Source organism: Vibrio sp. R12-SG2-ISO1 (genome assembly GCF_059834045.1).
This window is the reverse complement of the sequence record NZ_JCBDGO010000021.1, coordinates 65,930-82,359: the sequence shown is the minus strand read 5'-3', so window position 1 is coordinate 82,359 and position 16,430 is coordinate 65,930. Positions and strand designations below refer to the sequence as shown.

18 protein-coding genes are annotated in these 16,430 nt (G+C 48.3%); 5 read left to right on the top strand and 13 right to left on the bottom strand.

What is annotated here, in order from left to right:
• Positions 1-16 precede the first annotated feature (16 nt).
• Genes AC6R10_RS15200 through AC6R10_RS15185 form a run of 4 tightly spaced genes read right to left on the bottom strand, consistent with a single transcriptional unit; the run spans position 17 to position 2,359 of the window.
• Positions 17-1,063 carry an efflux RND transporter periplasmic adaptor subunit gene (locus AC6R10_RS15200; RefSeq protein ID WP_500672758.1) on the bottom strand — a complete coding sequence of 349 codons (1,047 nt, stop codon included), beginning with the start codon at positions 1,061-1,063 and terminating at the stop codon, positions 17-19.
• Positions 1,064-1,107: 44 nt separating this feature from the next.
• The gene (locus AC6R10_RS15195) at positions 1,108-1,566 is read right to left on the bottom strand and encodes a DUF6691 family protein (RefSeq protein WP_487902882.1); all 459 of its coding nucleotides are present in this window, start codon (positions 1,564-1,566) and stop codon (positions 1,108-1,110) included.
• A 15-nt stretch (positions 1,567-1,581) separates the two neighbouring features.
• A complete protein-coding gene (locus AC6R10_RS15190; protein ID WP_334551803.1) occupies positions 1,582-2,001 on the bottom strand; it encodes a YeeE/YedE family protein in 420 nt (139 codons plus the stop codon).
• A 46-nt stretch (positions 2,002-2,047) separates the two neighbouring features.
• A complete protein-coding gene (locus AC6R10_RS15185) occupies positions 2,048-2,359 on the bottom strand; it encodes a metalloregulator ArsR/SmtB family transcription factor (RefSeq protein ID WP_500625279.1) in 312 nt (103 codons plus the stop codon).
• Positions 2,360-2,543: 184 nt separating this feature from the next.
• Between AC6R10_RS15185 and AC6R10_RS15180 the strand changes: the two genes are divergently transcribed.
• Together AC6R10_RS15180 and AC6R10_RS15175 are read left to right on the top strand one after the other, a co-directional pair.
• Positions 2,544-2,729 (top strand): YgaP family membrane protein, encoded by a 186-nt coding sequence (locus tag AC6R10_RS15180; protein WP_334551801.1) that lies wholly within the window; start codon positions 2,544-2,546, stop codon positions 2,727-2,729.
• 12 nt (positions 2,730-2,741) lie between these two features.
• On the top strand, positions 2,742-4,445 hold the full coding sequence (locus AC6R10_RS15175) for an FAD-dependent oxidoreductase (RefSeq protein WP_500672757.1): 1,704 nt from the start codon (positions 2,742-2,744) through the stop codon (positions 4,443-4,445).
• A gap of 4 nt (positions 4,446-4,449) precedes the next feature.
• Here AC6R10_RS15175 and AC6R10_RS15170 read toward each other — a convergent pair whose 3' ends face one another.
• Together AC6R10_RS15170 and AC6R10_RS15165 are read right to left on the bottom strand one after the other, a co-directional pair.
• Positions 4,450-4,623 (bottom strand): hypothetical protein, encoded by a 174-nt coding sequence (locus tag AC6R10_RS15170; protein WP_500672756.1) that lies wholly within the window; start codon positions 4,621-4,623, stop codon positions 4,450-4,452.
• 40 nt (positions 4,624-4,663) lie between these two features.
• Positions 4,664-5,569 (bottom strand): LysR substrate-binding domain-containing protein, encoded by a 906-nt coding sequence (locus tag AC6R10_RS15165; RefSeq protein ID WP_500672755.1) that lies wholly within the window; start codon positions 5,567-5,569, stop codon positions 4,664-4,666.
• Positions 5,570-5,677: 108 nt separating this feature from the next.
• Here AC6R10_RS15165 and dkgB point away from each other — a divergent pair, with 108 nt between their 5' ends.
• From dkgB to AC6R10_RS15150, 3 genes are all read left to right on the top strand, one after another.
• A complete protein-coding gene (dkgB, locus tag AC6R10_RS15160) occupies positions 5,678-6,475 on the top strand; it encodes a 2,5-didehydrogluconate reductase DkgB (RefSeq protein ID WP_487902877.1) in 798 nt (265 codons plus the stop codon).
• Between the two features lie 159 nt (positions 6,476-6,634).
• On the top strand, positions 6,635-7,159 hold the full coding sequence (locus AC6R10_RS15155; RefSeq protein WP_500672754.1) for a hypothetical protein: 525 nt from the start codon (positions 6,635-6,637) through the stop codon (positions 7,157-7,159).
• 96 nt (positions 7,160-7,255) lie between these two features.
• Entirely contained in the window at positions 7,256-8,245 is a 990-nt protein-coding gene (locus AC6R10_RS15150; RefSeq protein WP_500672753.1) for a Gfo/Idh/MocA family protein, read from the top strand.
• A 38-nt stretch (positions 8,246-8,283) separates the two neighbouring features.
• Here the strand turns inward: AC6R10_RS15150 and AC6R10_RS15145 are convergent, their stop codons facing one another.
• From AC6R10_RS15145 to AC6R10_RS15115, 7 genes are all read right to left on the bottom strand, one after another.
• On the bottom strand, positions 8,284-8,763 hold the full coding sequence (locus AC6R10_RS15145) for a heme-degrading domain-containing protein (RefSeq protein WP_500672752.1): 480 nt from the start codon (positions 8,761-8,763) through the stop codon (positions 8,284-8,286).
• A complete protein-coding gene (locus tag AC6R10_RS15140; RefSeq protein WP_500672751.1) occupies positions 8,760-9,815 on the bottom strand; it encodes an oxidoreductase in 1,056 nt (351 codons plus the stop codon). The genes AC6R10_RS15145 and AC6R10_RS15140 overlap by 4 nt, the downstream gene beginning before the upstream one ends.
• 117 nt (positions 9,816-9,932) lie before the next feature.
• Entirely contained in the window at positions 9,933-10,586 is a 654-nt protein-coding gene (locus AC6R10_RS15135) for a DUF3047 domain-containing protein (RefSeq protein ID WP_500625271.1), read from the bottom strand.
• 126 nt (positions 10,587-10,712) lie between these two features.
• On the bottom strand, positions 10,713-11,801 hold the full coding sequence (rsgA, locus tag AC6R10_RS15130; protein ID WP_500672750.1) for a ribosome small subunit-dependent GTPase A: 1,089 nt from the start codon (positions 11,799-11,801) through the stop codon (positions 10,713-10,715).
• 271 nt (positions 11,802-12,072) lie between these two features.
• Positions 12,073-13,107: a methionine synthase gene (locus AC6R10_RS15125; protein ID WP_500672749.1), complete on the bottom strand. Its 1,035-nt coding sequence runs from the start codon at positions 13,105-13,107 to the stop codon at positions 12,073-12,075.
• Between the two features lie 31 nt (positions 13,108-13,138).
• A complete protein-coding gene (locus AC6R10_RS15120) occupies positions 13,139-14,113 on the bottom strand; it encodes a DUF1852 domain-containing protein (RefSeq protein ID WP_500672748.1) in 975 nt (324 codons plus the stop codon).
• Positions 14,114-14,494: 381 nt separating this feature from the next.
• On the bottom strand, positions 14,495-16,063 hold the full coding sequence (locus AC6R10_RS15115) for a polysaccharide lyase family 7 protein (protein ID WP_500672747.1): 1,569 nt from the start codon (positions 16,061-16,063) through the stop codon (positions 14,495-14,497).
• Between the last annotated feature and the right edge of the window lie 367 nt (positions 16,064-16,430).

Here is a 16,430-nt window from a genome sequence, read left to right as displayed (position 1 = left end):
GACTTTCCCCCTGCCTTTATTGCTGCTGGCTTAATGTTGGTAAGGTCGCGTAGATCGCATCTCCCTCTTCCAACCCAGACAGCACCTCAACGTACTCACCCACTTGTTGACCTAAACGCACTGGGTTAAGCACCGGTCCGTTTTCACTTTGACGGTAAACCGCACTTAACTCGCCTCGGCGTACTACCGCCTCATTGGGAATCATTTGTATCGCGCGTTCACCGAAGCGAAACTCAGTTTTCACCCACATTCCCGGCACCAAGGCGCTCGCATTAGCAGGCAAATCTTTGCTGTCGGGTAAATCCAAACGAATTTTGAAGGTGTGAGACGTGGTGTCGGCATAGCTGAACAAGTTATAGGAGGTGGGCGCGACGCGCTCGCCATTCGGGGCCATCACATCAAATTGAGAGACATCCTTAACAAGCGGTTGATAGCGCTGAGGAATTTGCGTTTCAACGCGCAGGCGATCTAAAGAGAAGCCACTGAGTAGTGGCGACCCTGGCGCAACGGTTTCACCCAGTTCGACATGACGCGCTGTGACCACGCCGTCATAAGGCGCTCGAATACTGGTGTAGCCAAGGGACTCTTTTGCCTGAGCGACACTTGCTTGCGCCGCTTTCACTGACGCTGCAGTGCTGCGCGCACGCGCTTCTGCGCTGTCCATTTGATCTTGAGAAATCGCCCCTTTCGGGAAGAGTTGACGATACCGGGCAACCTGAGCTTGCGCCTCACGATTTAGCGCAATCGCACTAGCCAGTTGTGCATTGGCGGCATCGAGCGAGGCCGATTGTTGCACCGCGCTGATTTCCAGCAACACTTGCCCTTGTTTAACGACATCATTGACATCAACGTGCAGGCTCACAACTCGCCCAGACGTCTGAGCGGCGACGGTTCCTTGATTGACGGGTTGAATCACGCCATCTAAATGGACACTCTGCGCCATCGGAGCGCGTGTGACCGTGTACAACGTGTCATTCTGGTTAGCCATGCTCACATAAGAAAAGCCCATCAGGCTCACGGCCAGTGCATACGTGACTACAGAGAGTTGAAATGTCCTTTTCATGATCGCCGCTCCTTTTTTTGAGGGGTTATGTATCAGTGTAAAACTTAAGCAAGTTGAGACTGTGACTTGCGGCTGTTTTTAAAACAAATCATTAGGTTAGTGGCCCCTAGACCAACCATCATGCTGGCAAAAAAGATCCACACGCCCACGTTACCTAAACCAAGACTGGCCATTGCAGGTCCTGGGCAAACGCCAGCAAGCCCCCAACCCACGCCAAACAGCGCAGCGCCGCTTAACAATCGACCATCAATCTGCTTACTTTTTGCTAGGCAAAAGGTCTGTGCCGCGAGCGGCTTTTTCTTGGGTTTAATCAGCAAAAAATAGCTCGGCATAAACACCAACAAGGCGCCGCCCATCACAAACATCAAACTTGGATCCCACTGACCCGCGATGTCCAAAAAGCCCAGAACTTTGTTTGGGTCTGCCATGCCAGACACCACCATGCCCATGCCAAATAACACGCCTGCCAACAGTGACGTTAAACGAAAAACAACTTTATTCATGAGAAGATCCTAGGGTTATACAAGGTGGAATCGAACAAATACCGTCAACGCTGCCACGCCCATAAAGACGCCAGTCGCGACCATTGAACGCTTAGACAAACGGCCAAGGCCACAAATACCGTGCCCACTGGTGCAACCGTTGCCAAGGCGTGTACCCACTCCAACAAGCAAACCGGCGAGCGCCAATCCTGTCGCACTGGTTGAATAGACCGTCACCACATCGTCAACAAACAGCAAGGCTGCGAGAATACCGCCCGAGACCATGCCCACCGCGAAAAGCAATCGCCAAGCAAAATCGTTCGATTTCGGCGTAAGTAGCCCCGTCATGATGCCGCTAATGCCCGCGATTTTTCCGTTAATCAGCAACAAAATCGTGGCTGAAACCCCAAGTAACATGCCTCCTGCTAACGATTCCCAAGGAACTGTGAACGCCATATCTACCTCTAAATGTCGTATGTATTAATGTTGGGTTTACCCAGCGTTATCGAGCGCAAAAAATTGTCTCTAAACTCTGAATAAGTTGAATCACTCGCGCATCTGCCAAGGAGTAGAACACCTGTTGGGACTCTTTACGCGCCTGTATTAATCCATGCTTACGCAGCACAGTAAGATGTTGAGAGAAGGCGGATTGGCTCAATGTCGACCCTGCTTGCAAGGCCCCCACGCCGACTTCGCCTTGCGTCAATTGACATAAGACCATCAAACGCTCTGGGTGAGCCATGACCTTGAGTAGATCAGAAGCCTCAACCGCATTTTGTTGCATTTGGCTTAGATTCAATGTTTGTTCACTCATGACACACCTATTATTTTGCAATGGAATGCTCTCTAACGAATGGCTTGATAATAAACCCAAACCTAATTTAGTCAATACTAATTTAGTGTTTTTGTAATTAGACAAATAAACATTAGACTTTTCTAATTTAGAGTTCTATAGTACGAGGGTTTCATCACGGAAATGATTCGAAAGGAGAACGATCATGACGTTAGAAAATGCTATTCGTGTACTGGCAGGCAGTATGGTTCTGCTCTCGGTGGTCCTGACCTTCACCGTCAGCAGCCACTTTGTTTGGCTAACCGTGTTTGTTGGCGTTAACTTGATTCAAAGCGCGTTTACAGGTTTGTGCCCTGCCGCTTTCTTTTTGAAAAAACTTGGTTTTCACTAATCGGAGTCACCCATGACTAAAATTGTTATCGTAGGCGGTGTTGCAGGTGGTGCATCTGCGGCTGCTCGTGCTCGTCGCCTTAGCGAGGATGCTCAAATCATCATGTTTGAACGTGGTGAGTTTGTTTCGTTTGCCAACTGCGGCTTGCCTTACCACATCGGCGGCGACATTACCGACCGCAGTAAGCTCCTGTTACAAACTCCGGAGAGCTTCCTTGCACGATTTAACGTCGATGTCCGCGTGATGAATGAAGTGGTGCGCATTAATCGCGAAGACAAATCCATCACGGTAAAAAATCTGCTTGATGGCACTGAATACCAAGAGTCTTATGACTTTCTGCTATTAAGCCCAGGCGCAGGTCCAGTTGTGCCACCGATCCCTGGTATCAAGAATCCGCTGACGCATTCACTGCGCAACATTCCAGACATGGATCGCATCATCAAAACGATTCAGATGAACAAACCGGAACACGCCACTGTCGTGGGGGGGGGATTTATTGGCCTTGAAATGATGGAAGCCTTCCACCAGCTCGGCATCAAAACCACCCTCATCGAAATGGCCGATCAAGTGATGACGCCCGTCGATCGTGAAATGGCAGGCTTCGCGCACGCGGAAATTCGCCAGCGCGGCATCGATCTCAAATTGGGTGTTGCGTTAAGCGCCGTCGAATATGTACCCAATGATCACATGGCAAGTATCGCTTCGGGTGAGGATGTCGAACATCAACACATCGAAGGTGAGTTGAAACTGTCGCTCAACAGTGGCGAAACGCTCACCACGGACATTCTTATTATGGCTATTGGTGTGCGCCCAGAAACCAAGCTCGCACAAGAAGCCGGTCTACAAATTGGCGCCCTTGGCGGCATTTACACCAATGAAGCGATGCAAACCAGCGATCCTAGCATCTACGCGGTGGGTGATGCGGTAGAAGAGAAAGACTTCGTGACCGGGGAGCAGACATTGGTCCCTCTTGCAGGACCTGCCAACCGTCAAGGCCGCATGGCGGCAGACAATATGCTTGGCCGCAGTGAACAGTACCAAGGTACACAAGGCACTGCAATCTGTAAGATTTTCGATCTTGCCGTCGCCTCTACCGGTAAAAACGAGAAGCAGCTAAAACGCGCAGGCATCGTCTATGAAAAAGTGTATGTCCACACCGCGAGCCATGCGAGCTACTACCCTGGCGCGGAAATTGTGTCGTTTAAAATGCTGTTTGACCCAACCTCTGGCAAGATTTTGGGCGCACAAGCGGTCGGTAAAGATGGCGTCGATAAACGCATTGACGTGATGGCGGTAGCCCAGCGCGCAGGTATGACTGTCGATCAATTGCAGCACCTTGAATTAACTTACGCTCCACCGTACGGCTCGGCAAAAGACGTCATCAACCAAGCCGCGTTTGTAGCCAACAACCTAATCAAAGGCGACAGCAAAGCGATTCACTTTGATGAAATCGACAACCTCACAGAGGACCAAGTCTTGCTTGACGTGCGTAACCCAGGTGAGTTGGAATCAGTCGGTTACATCGATGGTGCGATTAACATCCCTGTCGACCAGTTGCGTCACCGCATGAATGAGCTCCCTAAAGACAAAGAGATCGTTATCTACTGTCAAGTAGGGTTACGCGGTAACGTAGCCTACCGTCAATTGGTCAACAACGGCTTTAAGGCGCGTAACCTACTCGGCGGTTACCGCACCTACAAGTTCGCTACGGCCTAAGTTTTTATTCCACCACGTCAACACTGTCTTGGGGAGCGAATGGCTCCCCTTTTTTTGTTTCGTTACCTACACAAGCCACCATATCGTATCGCCAACGTCCGAGCAAAAACAGGCACACCGTACCTAGTAAGATAGCACTGATCATCCATTGCTCTCGGTTCATTCCTAATTCCAGCATTAATTGTCCTTGTGATTGATGGTGCGAGTAGGCATCGGCATTACAAAAAACGTCCCTCTTGCACTGTCGCTTCTTTCTTGACGAAATCAATAAAAGAACTGATGCGTCGTGACGTAGCAGAGTTACGGTAATAGACAGCGTGAATGGGCTGACGAATGTCTTGTGAAGCATCTGTAAGCAATTCAGTGAGGGCGCCACTCTGCCTATCTTGATAAGTCATGAAGTCTGACAAGCAAGCGATCCCAGCACCGTGCAGTGCTAAGGCACGAATCGTTTCCCCGTTGTCCGAACGTAGATTACTCGTGATCTTGATGAACTTGTTACTGTCATCAAGCAATGGCCAATCTTTTAGCGACTCAGGGCGGCTAAATCCCAGCAATTTGTGCGACAGCAGATCTTGAACACAGTTAGGTTTGCCTTGTGCTTCAATATACGCAGGACTGGCGAGAATACGTATACGGCTATGGCCAATAAACGTGGCTCTGAGCGTTGAATCTCTTAGTTCTCCGATGCGAAACGCAATGTCGGTCTTTTTGCCGACCAGATCGATGTTCTCTTCATTGGAATTTAACTCAATCTCCACATCAGGATACGTTTGCTGATAGCGAGCAATTAATGGCGTCAGCACATGCAAACAAAACGGGGTCGCGGCATTGATTCTCAACAATCCTGATGGTTGTGTTTTTTGGCTGGTCAGCTGCGCTTCCGCCGCTTCTACCTCATCCAAGATTTGCCGAACTTTGGCGAGGTAGACCGCCCCTTCACTCGTCACATCTAGCTTTCGCGTTGTACGATTAAGCAGCGTCGTGTCGAGTTTCGTTTCTAAGCGCGATACGGTGCGACTGACAGCAGAGACCGTCACCGACAATACTTGTGCAGCATCGCTGATCGAACCCACATCCACTACAGTCACAAACGTCTTCATCTCATCGAGGGTCGCTTTCATTGTTTACCAATTATCAAATTAGATTTTCTTTTTGTTAACTATACGGCAAGAAATAGACACCGTACATTAGTCAGCACACAAACCCTTCCTTTAAAAATAGGAGTTCATATGGCAGTTCCCACTTTCGGTGTCGGCACATTTCGTCTGACAGGAGACACAGTAAAACAATCGGTCAAACACGCGCTCGACTTAGGCTATCGCGCCATTGATACTGCGCAAATCTATGGCAATGAAGCGGACATTGGAGAGGTGATCGCGGCAAGTCATCTGCCTCGTGAATCGCTATTTATTACCACCAAGATTTGGGTGGATAACATGAGCGAGGCATCACTTATTGCTAGCCTTCGAGAGAGCCTTAAGAAACTCAACACGGATTACGTCGACCTCACTCTGATTCATTGGCCGGGGACAGACAAGAATATCGAGGAGTACATGAAGGCGCTGATGGAAGCAAAGACGCTTGGTCTGACAAAACAGATTGGCGTGTCGAACTTCAATATCGACCTGCTTCAGCAAGCGATTGATATCGTCGGTGTCGATCACATTGCCACTAACCAAATTGAACTGAGCCCTTATTTGCAAAACAACAAACTGGTTGAATTCATGCAACAGCAAGGGATTCAGGTGACGTCATACATGACGCTCGCCTACGGCAAAGTGCTTCACGATGAGGTCATCAAACAGATCGCGGTTGAGTGCAACGCAACCCCAGCGCAAGTTACACTCGCTTGGGCGCTAAACAAAGGCTACGCTGTGATCCCTTCATCGACCAAGCGCGATAACTTAGCCAGCAACCTTGAGGCGCAAAAGCTAACACTGAGTGATGATAATATGGCACGCATCGACGCATTAGAAAGAAATGGGCGTGAAGTCGACCCAGATGGGTTAGCACCCATCTGGGATTAGTCGGGTAATAGCGCCGGAGATCTGTTTTCTCTAAAACGCCGTCCTCACACAAACCATTACACGCATTGGGTTTGCACCATCAAACCCTTTGCTTTTCAACGCTATTGATATATAAACTAATGCATTGTTTTACCACGTTATCCTTGCCTTTCCTTTTTTATGTTACTCACCCTGTTTATTTTGTTGGCTATCGTCCTTACCGCGCTGCTGGCGCACTACTATCACTCCGAATCTGTACGTAGAAAAAGTCGCCAAGACGCAAAGCAGACGCTATTGCTGCGCTCCAAACGCATTAAACAGACATTCAAAGGCCACATAGAACGCTTTTGTGCCCTTGATGCCCTAACGCCAGAAACAGAAATGGCCGTACTCCGTTTAGCCAACCTGTTTTTCGTTTTTCAACCGGTCAACAGCCACACGGTTGAGCAATACCAAGAGACGTTAAACAACTTGGTCAAGACGATTGATGAGCGAATTGATGCGGCCCAAGAGACATCACTGGACATGCTGAGTGCTGATCTTGAGCGATTTGCCGCTTCACTGCCTAAAGCGAACAGTGCTTATACTGCAAGCTTCTATCGTAATGACTTACCTGCGATGATTTATCACCTCAGCAATCAGACGACCACTTCCGTGAGTGATGAGGCCGCCATGAAACCTGCACCAGAAATGGTCACCGAGTAAGGTAAGCAGTTGAGAGTGCTCACACTCTCGTTTGTGTGCGCATGAGCTGCCTAATTAATACGCTATAGTGCAGACTGCAAAGAGAAAGGAGAACTCATGTCAGCCACCCACACTCAACCCGTCATGAAATGGGGCGTGATTGCGCCGGGTCGCATCGCGCATAACTTTGCCAAAGGGATCCGTGTTGTCGACGATGCTTGTATCACAGCCGTCGCCAGTCGAGATAAACAGCGCGCAACGGCGTTCGCTGAGCAGTATGGAACCGATCGCATATATTTGGATTACGCCGAGTTAATTCGCGACCCCGACATCGATGCCATCTACATCGCCACACCTCATGCGTTTCACTTTGAGCTAGCAAAACAATGCTTGTTGGCCCGAAAACCGGTGTTGTGTGAAAAGCCATTGACGATGAATGCCGCGCAATCACAAGCGTTGGCGAGCCTCGCTTTAGAACAGTCCACTTTCATCATGGAGGCGCTGTGGTCGAAATTTCTCCCTGTTTGGCGAAATATGAACACATGGTTGGCGCAAATTGGCGAAGTGAAACAGGTTCACTCGAGCTTTTGTTTTAAGGTGGATGTTGACCCAAATGATCGTTTATTTGATCCCTTGCTTGGGGGTGGCGCGCTTCACGACATTGGCATTTACAATATCGCGCTATCGAACCTCCTATTTGGTCAAGCGCCGTGTGACTGGAAACTGAGCGGCGATGTCGGGCAAACAGGGGTGGAAGAAACGGTTAATGCACTTTTAGATTATGGTGACGGCCGGCACGCAACCTTTCATTGTAGCTTCCATGTGGATGAGCCAATGGTGATGCAAATCTCAGGCACTCATGGACGCATTGTCATTGATGCTCCTTTCTTTGGTGCCCAATCTGCCACGCTCTACGCTGACGATAACGCCCCTGAAACCTTTCAGGTCACCCATCACGGCGGTGGGTTTGAATACCAGATTCGTGAAGCCATGGCATGCATTCGCAGTGGCCAAGTTTTTAGTGAGATTCACCCTCTCTCATCAACGCTAGAGCACATGCGTATTATTGATCAAATGCGCGCTAAACTGGGCATCCCAACGCCCTAGCATAAGACTTTTCGCCATCAGATTTAGGTCACCTAGATTTAGGTGACTCTTGAACAATTCGCAAAATAGTCACTCAACACCTCAATCACTAACTGATGATCGTCAGCTTGAGGTAACCCTGAGACCGTGATGGCACCTACAAGGCCACAACCTCGAATTCGAATCGGGAATGATCCACCATGCGCACAGTACTGAGTCGCATCTAGGTGCGCTTGGCGTTCAAAATCTCGCTGCTTTTGCGCATTGTACTGACCTAAGTAATAGGAGCTGTGGCCAAATCGCATCACAGAGCGGCGTTTGCGCATCGCCCAGTCTAGATTGTCGGCTGTGGTTCCGGGCATGGCGAACTGAAAAATGACCTGTTCAAATGCATACACTTCCACCAGCACAGCCGCCGACTGCGCTTCGGCACGCTGTTTTAATGCCAGCCCTAGCTCCCATGCTGTCTCATTGTTAAAGCGTTCAAACTGAAGTTGAGCTTCTTGCTCTAACAATACCTCTATTGACGCTTGAGTCATTGATTCCACTCCCATTGACCTTCCAGTGCCAATGTTTGCCCTAAGCGACTGCTCTGCATCGCTAATTCAATCAGGCGAATCGTCACTAGCGCTTGTTCGGGCGTTACCGGGACTGGTGTGTCGTGTCGAATCGCGCTAGCCATTTGCTCAAAATAGGTTTGGTATTGACCCGCAAAAGTGTCAATACGCTCAGAGCCTTCAGCGTGATAAAAACGCCCAAAGTGCGCCTCACTTTCTTGGCCCCAACTTAGGTCTTCAGGTGTCATGCCTGAAATTAGCTGAGACTCCTGAGGATCTAGACCGTATTTTTCATAGCTGCCCTGCGTGCCCTTAACAGTAAAACGATGGTTAGGACCCGCGCTGAACATATCGCCATGAAGTACTGCTAATCGGTTGGGGTAATGAAGCGTAACGTTGAAGTAATCCACCGTGGTGCTCGATGGACGCAGCATTTTGCAATGAGCACTGATCGCCTCTGGTAAGCCAAACAGTTCAAGCGCTTGATCGATAAGATGCGAGCCAAGATCAAATAAAATACCACCGCCATCGGTCGCCTGCTCACGCCAGCGAACGCGCACTTCGGGTCTGAATCGGTCAAAGTGAGACTCGAAATGTTTGACGTCACCCACTCTGCCCTCTTCAATAAGGGATTTAACGGTTAAAAAGTCTCCATCCCAACGTCGATTGTGGTAAACACTGAGTAGACACTGATTTTTTTTCGCCAAATCAATCAACGCCTGACCATCTTGCACATTCGTCACAAACGGCTTCTCAATGATGACGTGCTTCCCTTTTTCCAATGCTAATTTCGCTAACGGAAAGTGTTCACTGTTGGGCGCGGTAATAATCACCAGTTCAGCGTCAGATTCCGTAAGCATCGCCACGGCGTCTGTAAAGTGCTGGACGTTTGGCCAATCTTGGGCTACCTCTGTCTTACTGGTGCTGACAGCAACAAAATCAAAGGCTTCTAAGCTGGTAATAAACGGGATGTGGAAGGTTTTTGCAGAAAAGCCGTAGCCCACTACAGCAGTTTTGATAGGAGAAAAAGTCATAGCATCACTCGGTCAATTGAGGTTCGTCGTTTATGAACAACCGATTCTATTCGACATCCATCACTCATAAAACCCCAAAAACATTCATCACTAAAATTCCATGGTGACAAACATTACTCACTGTTCTGTAAACCTTATTTCACCATAGAACGCATGGGCTTGCTCGCCACTATTGTCCGTATCGGTCATAATAGCAATGACATCAATATACTGGTACGCGCGGGCGTTATCGATATCACTACCCTTGTCGCCAAAGTAGGTGATGAAGTCTTGATAAACGTTACGCTTTTCATCATGCCATAAGCCAAGTTTTGCCTCGTTGTCTTTCACCGCTAACATTTTGACCCTTTCACCTGCATAAGCATTATCCCAAGAAGTGCCTTCACTTTGTGAGCTCGACCAAACGTAGTTGAGCGCTTGTGAGCTTAGTCCCATCAAGCCCTTTTCCATCACAAGATAAATCCGCGCGGCATAATCATCCCCTTGTTTGCTGCGCTCGTCTAATCTGGTGAGTGCTTGATCCACTTTCCATCGCCAATGGATCATCGGTGTCTGCAAAAGATCAACGCGCTTAGCGATTACCCAGCCAGACGCACTCTCTTCACTGACTGCTTGCAGCACTGAACCACCTAGCATTGGCTGATATTGAGTATTGCCAGAAAACACTTTCTCACGCCACGTTGAGTCATTAATCTCAAACGGCGGTAATGTCACATCTGCGCTGACATAAAACGCGCTGCTGAAAAGAAAGAAGCCAAGTGAAGATTTCATGGATAACACCAATATAGAGTTGAGGTGATAACTTAGTGTAATCACCATTTAATAACGATGCGATCAGCATGAAACGGCCGCTGCCTAATTTCAAGGAGGCATTTCGCCTCCTTGAAATTATCGAGATTACACCCCGTTTCTGCGTTTTTGCTTTTCTCCCATTACCCGTCGCACCATTTTGCCAAATTGTTTACTTTGCGCGCGTTGCTGCGCAAGCGTGGCGCCGTTATGGGCCTGCTCACGTAAGAGCTTTTGGTAGTTGTTAAAACGGCGTTCATCCAACTCACCATTGGAGATAGCTTGCTGCACGGCGCAGCCCGGCTCACTTTGATGCTGACAATCACCAAAGCGGCACGCTTTAGCCAAGCTCGCTACGTCCGCAAAAGTCTCACTCACACCATCTTCACAGTCCGCCAGTTGAATTTCTCGCATTCCCGGCGTATCAAGTAAAACCGCGCCCGAGGGCAGAAAGTGAATCGAGCGCGAAGTGGTGGTGTGCCTACCCTTGCTGTCATCCTCACGGATACCTCCGGTCGCTTGCTCCTGCTCTCCTAGCAAGGTATTGACGAGCGTGGATTTCCCCACCCCAGACGATCCGATAAACGCCACCGTTTGGCCTTCGCCGCACCAGCTCATCAAGCGACTTACGCTGTTAGCGTCAAGTGCATTGACACTCTCAACCATGAGAAATGGATCCAATTGCTGGACCTGTTGGCGCAGCGCCGCTTCATCCTCGCACAAATCGGCTTTAGTCAGCACGACTACGGGCTCAACCTTGGCTTCATTAACAAGGGCAAGGTATCGCTCAATGCGGCTTAGGTTGAAATCATGGTTAAGCGAACAGACGATAAATACGGTGTCCACATTGGCGGCAATCAGTTGCTGTTCGACCTTTGTCCCTGCGGCTTTTCGGCTAAACAGGCTTCGGCGTTCAAGTAGCGACGAGAACTGTTGCTGACCATCCAACACTAGCCAATCGCCAACGGTCATCGCTGGCAATGAACGGGTGATCGGTAAATGATGCTCTTGATAGCCGTCACTTTGTTGGCTTAGCACCACGTAACCACTGCGATGATGTGCGATGACGCGAGCCCAGCGAGTATCATCGTAATCGTCTAATGAGATCTGCTGCTGAAAAAATGGCTTCCAACCGAGACGTTTAAGCAAATTCGGGTTTTTATTGGCCGCGGTTAAAAAAGAAAATTTTGTATTCATGATTGAATTATCCCAGACGCAACAATGCGCCTTAATACATAGAGCATTAGGGTCTAATTCGGATAGAGTTGACCCCGGTGATACCGGGCAAAGAAGGGGACTGTGGATTATCCACAAAGAGCGATTTGGCGGTTTACCCTTTCACTGCCCAGTTGCTGTTCATCATTACAATCATCTTGTGTCCTCGCTTTAGGTGAAATAACGCGCTGAATATAGACCTCAGTGGTGAGGCTGTCAAACCCAGCGCATACAATCCGAGCTCAACAATGCGTTACCCCGATGCGACTAACTCGTCTCGGACTATTTTGGCGCCGTCGCTCAATGCTTTGAGCTTGGCAGCAGAGACCTCGCGAGGCAAAGGTGCCATGCCGCAGTTGGTACAAGGGTACAACTTATCGGCATCGACATATTTGAGCGCTTCTCTGAGCGTACTTGCGACCTCTTCTGGCGTTTCAATGTCATGAGTGGCGACATCAATAGCGCCCACCATCACTTTTTTGCCTCGAATCAATGATAACAACTCAATCGGCACACGTGAGTTGTGGCACTCCAGTGAGATAATATCGATGTTTGATTGCTGCAACTTAGGGAACACGGCCTCATACTGGCGCCACTCGCTGCCCAAGGTTTTTTTCCAGTCAGTGTTGGCTTTGATACCGTAGCCATAGCAGATATGTACCGCGGTTTCACATTTAAGCCCTTCAATCGCACGTTCTAAGCAGGCGATTCCCCAGTCGTTCACGTCATCGAAGAACACATTAAACGCGGGTTCATCAAACTGGATGATATCGACACCTGCCGCTTCAAGCTCTTTTGCTTCTTGATTGAGGATCTTGGCAAACTCCCACGCCAATTTCTCACGGCTTTTGTAGTGCGCATCATACAAGGTATCGATCATAGTCATCGGCCCAGGCAGTGCCCACTTGATGGGTTGGTCAGTTTGCTGGCGCAAAAATTTCGCGTCCTCGACAAACACCGGTTTGATGCGACTTACCGGGCCAACCACGGTCGGAACGCTTGCTTCATAACGATTACGAATGGTCACGGTTTGACGATTGTCGAAATCCACCCCACCCAAATGCTCAATAAATGTAGTGACAAAGTGCTGGCGCGTTTGCTCGCCGTCACTGACGATAGTAACGCCCGCGAATTGCTGGTCTTGCAGGGCAACACGCAGAGCATCGCGTTTTCCATCTTGCAGCGCTTCCCCTTCTAACTTCCACGGGGACCAGAGTGTCTCCGGCTCGGCAAGCCATGACGGTTTAGGTAAGCTTCCCGCGGTTGATGTCGGTAGTAATGTTTTCATCGATTGTTCCTTCACAGTATTTTCATCATGGTTACGCGTAGCTTTCTGACCACTGCTCAAGTCGCGCTTGATACGGTTGAATAAAGTGCGTTTGTGCAAATTTCCCTTGCTCTACTGCTAATTGGCTGCGTTCTTCGCGGTCATAGACGATTTGTGTCAGAGAGTGATCGCGATTGTTCAATTTTGGTTGATACACCGCCCCAGCCGCTGCGTTGGCGTTGTAGATCTCAGGGCGATAAATCTTTTGAAACGTCTCCATCGTGCTGATCGTGCTGATGAGTTCTAGATTGGTGTAATCATTGAGTAAGTCCCCAAAGAAGTAGAAAGCCAGTGGCGCGGCGCAGTTCGGCGGCATAAAGTAACGTACGTCTAAGCCCATCTTTTTGAAATACTGCTCAGTAAGCGACGATTCATTCGGCAGATACTCAACACCGAGCACCGGGTGTTGATTGCTGGTGCGGCGATAGATTTTGTTGTCAGAAACACTGAGGCAAATCACCGGACGCTTGTTAAACGATTGGTGATATGTCGCAGAGCGAACAAAAGACTGGAACAGTTCGCCATGCAGCTCACCAAATTTGGGCGGCACACTAAACTGGTTAGTCTGCTTGTTATGCTCAAGCAGTAAGACACTAAAATCGTAATCGCGCACATAGGAAGAGAAATTATTCCCCACGATACCTTCAATGCGTTGATTGTTTTTATGATCCAAAATATGCGTTTGCAGGACTTCTATCGAGGGAAAAGCGTCACTTTGCCCGTCCAACGCAATCTCGACGGAGATGATGTCCAACTCCAATGCGTAACGATCACCAGTAGGATTGTCCCAATGGGCAAGCGAATTGAAGCGATTGTCCATCATTCGCAGCGCCGCTCGCAGGTTCTCTTGACGTTGCGGGCCCCGTGCCAAGTTGGCAAAGTTGGTGGTAATACGCGTGTTGTCTGACGGCAGATAATGCTCATCAAAACGCAGGCTTTTAATCCTAAAAGTGAACTCGTTATTCATTGTAATTATCCTATTTCCTAAGAAAACGCTGACGATTTAGGCTCTGCTGGGTGGGTCAAAGCCTAACGCCAGTTATACGGAGTTCACGAGTTGAAGAATATTGGTATTACTTCACATGAAACATGAGGAAGTTTCATGGTGAGACATCACAATGGTCGGGTTAAAAGCGCAAAATAAATGCGATGATGCATAGCGGATGACGAAGACTTCTCCGCCAATAACAACCGACGATCAAGTTTTGAGGCAGCTATCCATGACTCGCTAATTCAAAAGTGTTGGACACTAGATTTCCTGTTGTTCGCATCCAAATAAAAAATGCCAGTCAGCTAACCTGACTGGCATTAAAACTTGTGCATCCAACACGTAAAACTCTATATAGATTTAGCCTTTAAACTGACCAAAAGATTGCGTCAACTTGTAAAAAGTTGCCTGTGAGTAATCGTCTAGCTCACCATTGATATTTTGGTTATACACGCCAGCTTTAAAGTACATGTACTTTCCGCCGACGTCATACCCACTCTCACTCATATCGACAACCTGAACGATATCGTCATGTCCTTCTCGCATTAGGGTGACTGTCATCGTGTTGCCTTCTACCGCGATTCGATAACTGAATAACTCGCCTAAAGCGATACCTTGGTCACCGACTTCTGCTGTCATGTCTCCGATAAGGTTGTAGTAATCCTCTGTACCGCTGTTAGTATTCTCATGAGCAAAATACACCACCCCTGTTGGTTGGTCAGGTAGCTTACGGTAGTACAATCGAATCGGCTCATCATCCTTGTCATGAATTTGACCAATGATAAAACGGCCAACCTCATGGGCATCTCCAGTTACGGTAGCATGGTCTATCTTCAACGTTGCTTCTAATACGCCATCGACACCACCTGCCGCTTTTTGGTCCTCGACAGGTGCAGAGCTGAAGACCCAGTTATTCGGGTTCACGCCTTTTGTTGAATGAGATTTGTCACCCGCTCGAAGCATTGTTCTAAGTTCAGTCCGAGCATATTTGGTATTTTTGGAGGTGCGCGCGCCTTTTACGTATGTTTTAAAGACCATTCCACCGTCTGGAGCCGTATAGAAAATATCAGGATGTTGGAAACCGTTTGCGAGATCCCATTCATTCACATCGTCGGCTCTACCATCTCCATCGTGATCGAAAGGCGTGGTTAATTTCCATCGCGTTAAATCGAAATTTTGTCCAGGAGCATTACTCGCGAGCGGTGTTTCCGGCAATGAAGGTACAGCCATTGGCTTAGATAAATCGCATGCAACTGTTGTTGAGCAAGGAAGAACTAGAGGCGCTCCGAAGTCACCTTTGCGAAGATCTTTTCTCGCCTCTTTTAGGGCCTTAGATTCTGCCTCCATACGGGCTATCAATTCTTGCTCAGCTGCGACGACTGAATCTGTAATAATATGACTGGCAGGACACGCATTAATACTACAATTAACTGCAGCAAACTCTGTTACCGAGTTCCATTTATTCTTTGAGTTGCCAAAACCAACATAGCGTACATATCGCGCTTGGACGGCGGGCGAGAATTGGAATCGCTCAAGACCAATCACCTTGCCAGAACTTTGCTGGTTAGGCAGAACCGTGTTCCAATTTTCTCCGTCTTCACTGGTTTGAATCTCAAAGTTGGTGACACGTTCGTTTCCTTTGCTGAAGGCAATCTGCACGGCATCAAATTCATGAAGAGCACCGTAGTCAAGCATCGCCCATTCACCATCACCGTTGGCTGCCCATCGAGTCATTAGGTTGCCGTCGAATAATCGAGCGGGTACATTTCCGTCATGGCTGCTTGCAGTGATCGCTGTTGGAGTCAAAATTTCTAAACCGGTCTCTTTATTGTTTGGAAATGGGTCCGCAGCTTGGTCAGAAGTGCTAGCACAACCCACTGCTAGCAAAATAGAGGTAGTTAGAACGCTTTTGAGGTAGATATGTTTCATTTGTTTGGCACCTATTCAAACTCATAATTTTATATAACCGCCATTCAACAGACTTGTTGTTGTCACTTTCTTACGTTGGCTCTAGTCTCGTTGCATGGTTGAACCAAACTATTACATAATTTAATACTACAAATACATAAAGGTTCGATAAATGAGACCATGATCTCGCCTCATCTCGGACTATGTGGGGTCCATCACTTTCTTGAGCATCCTGATTACTCAAATTTTTGCAGTTTCCGCGATTGTTAACGAACACAATATATTCATGTCGTTGAGTATTAGTTGAAAGTAAAGTAATTAATCTCCAAAACACGCCTTGAAACTCACTTTTCTAAGCTTTTATTATTAAATGAACAATAAAATTAAA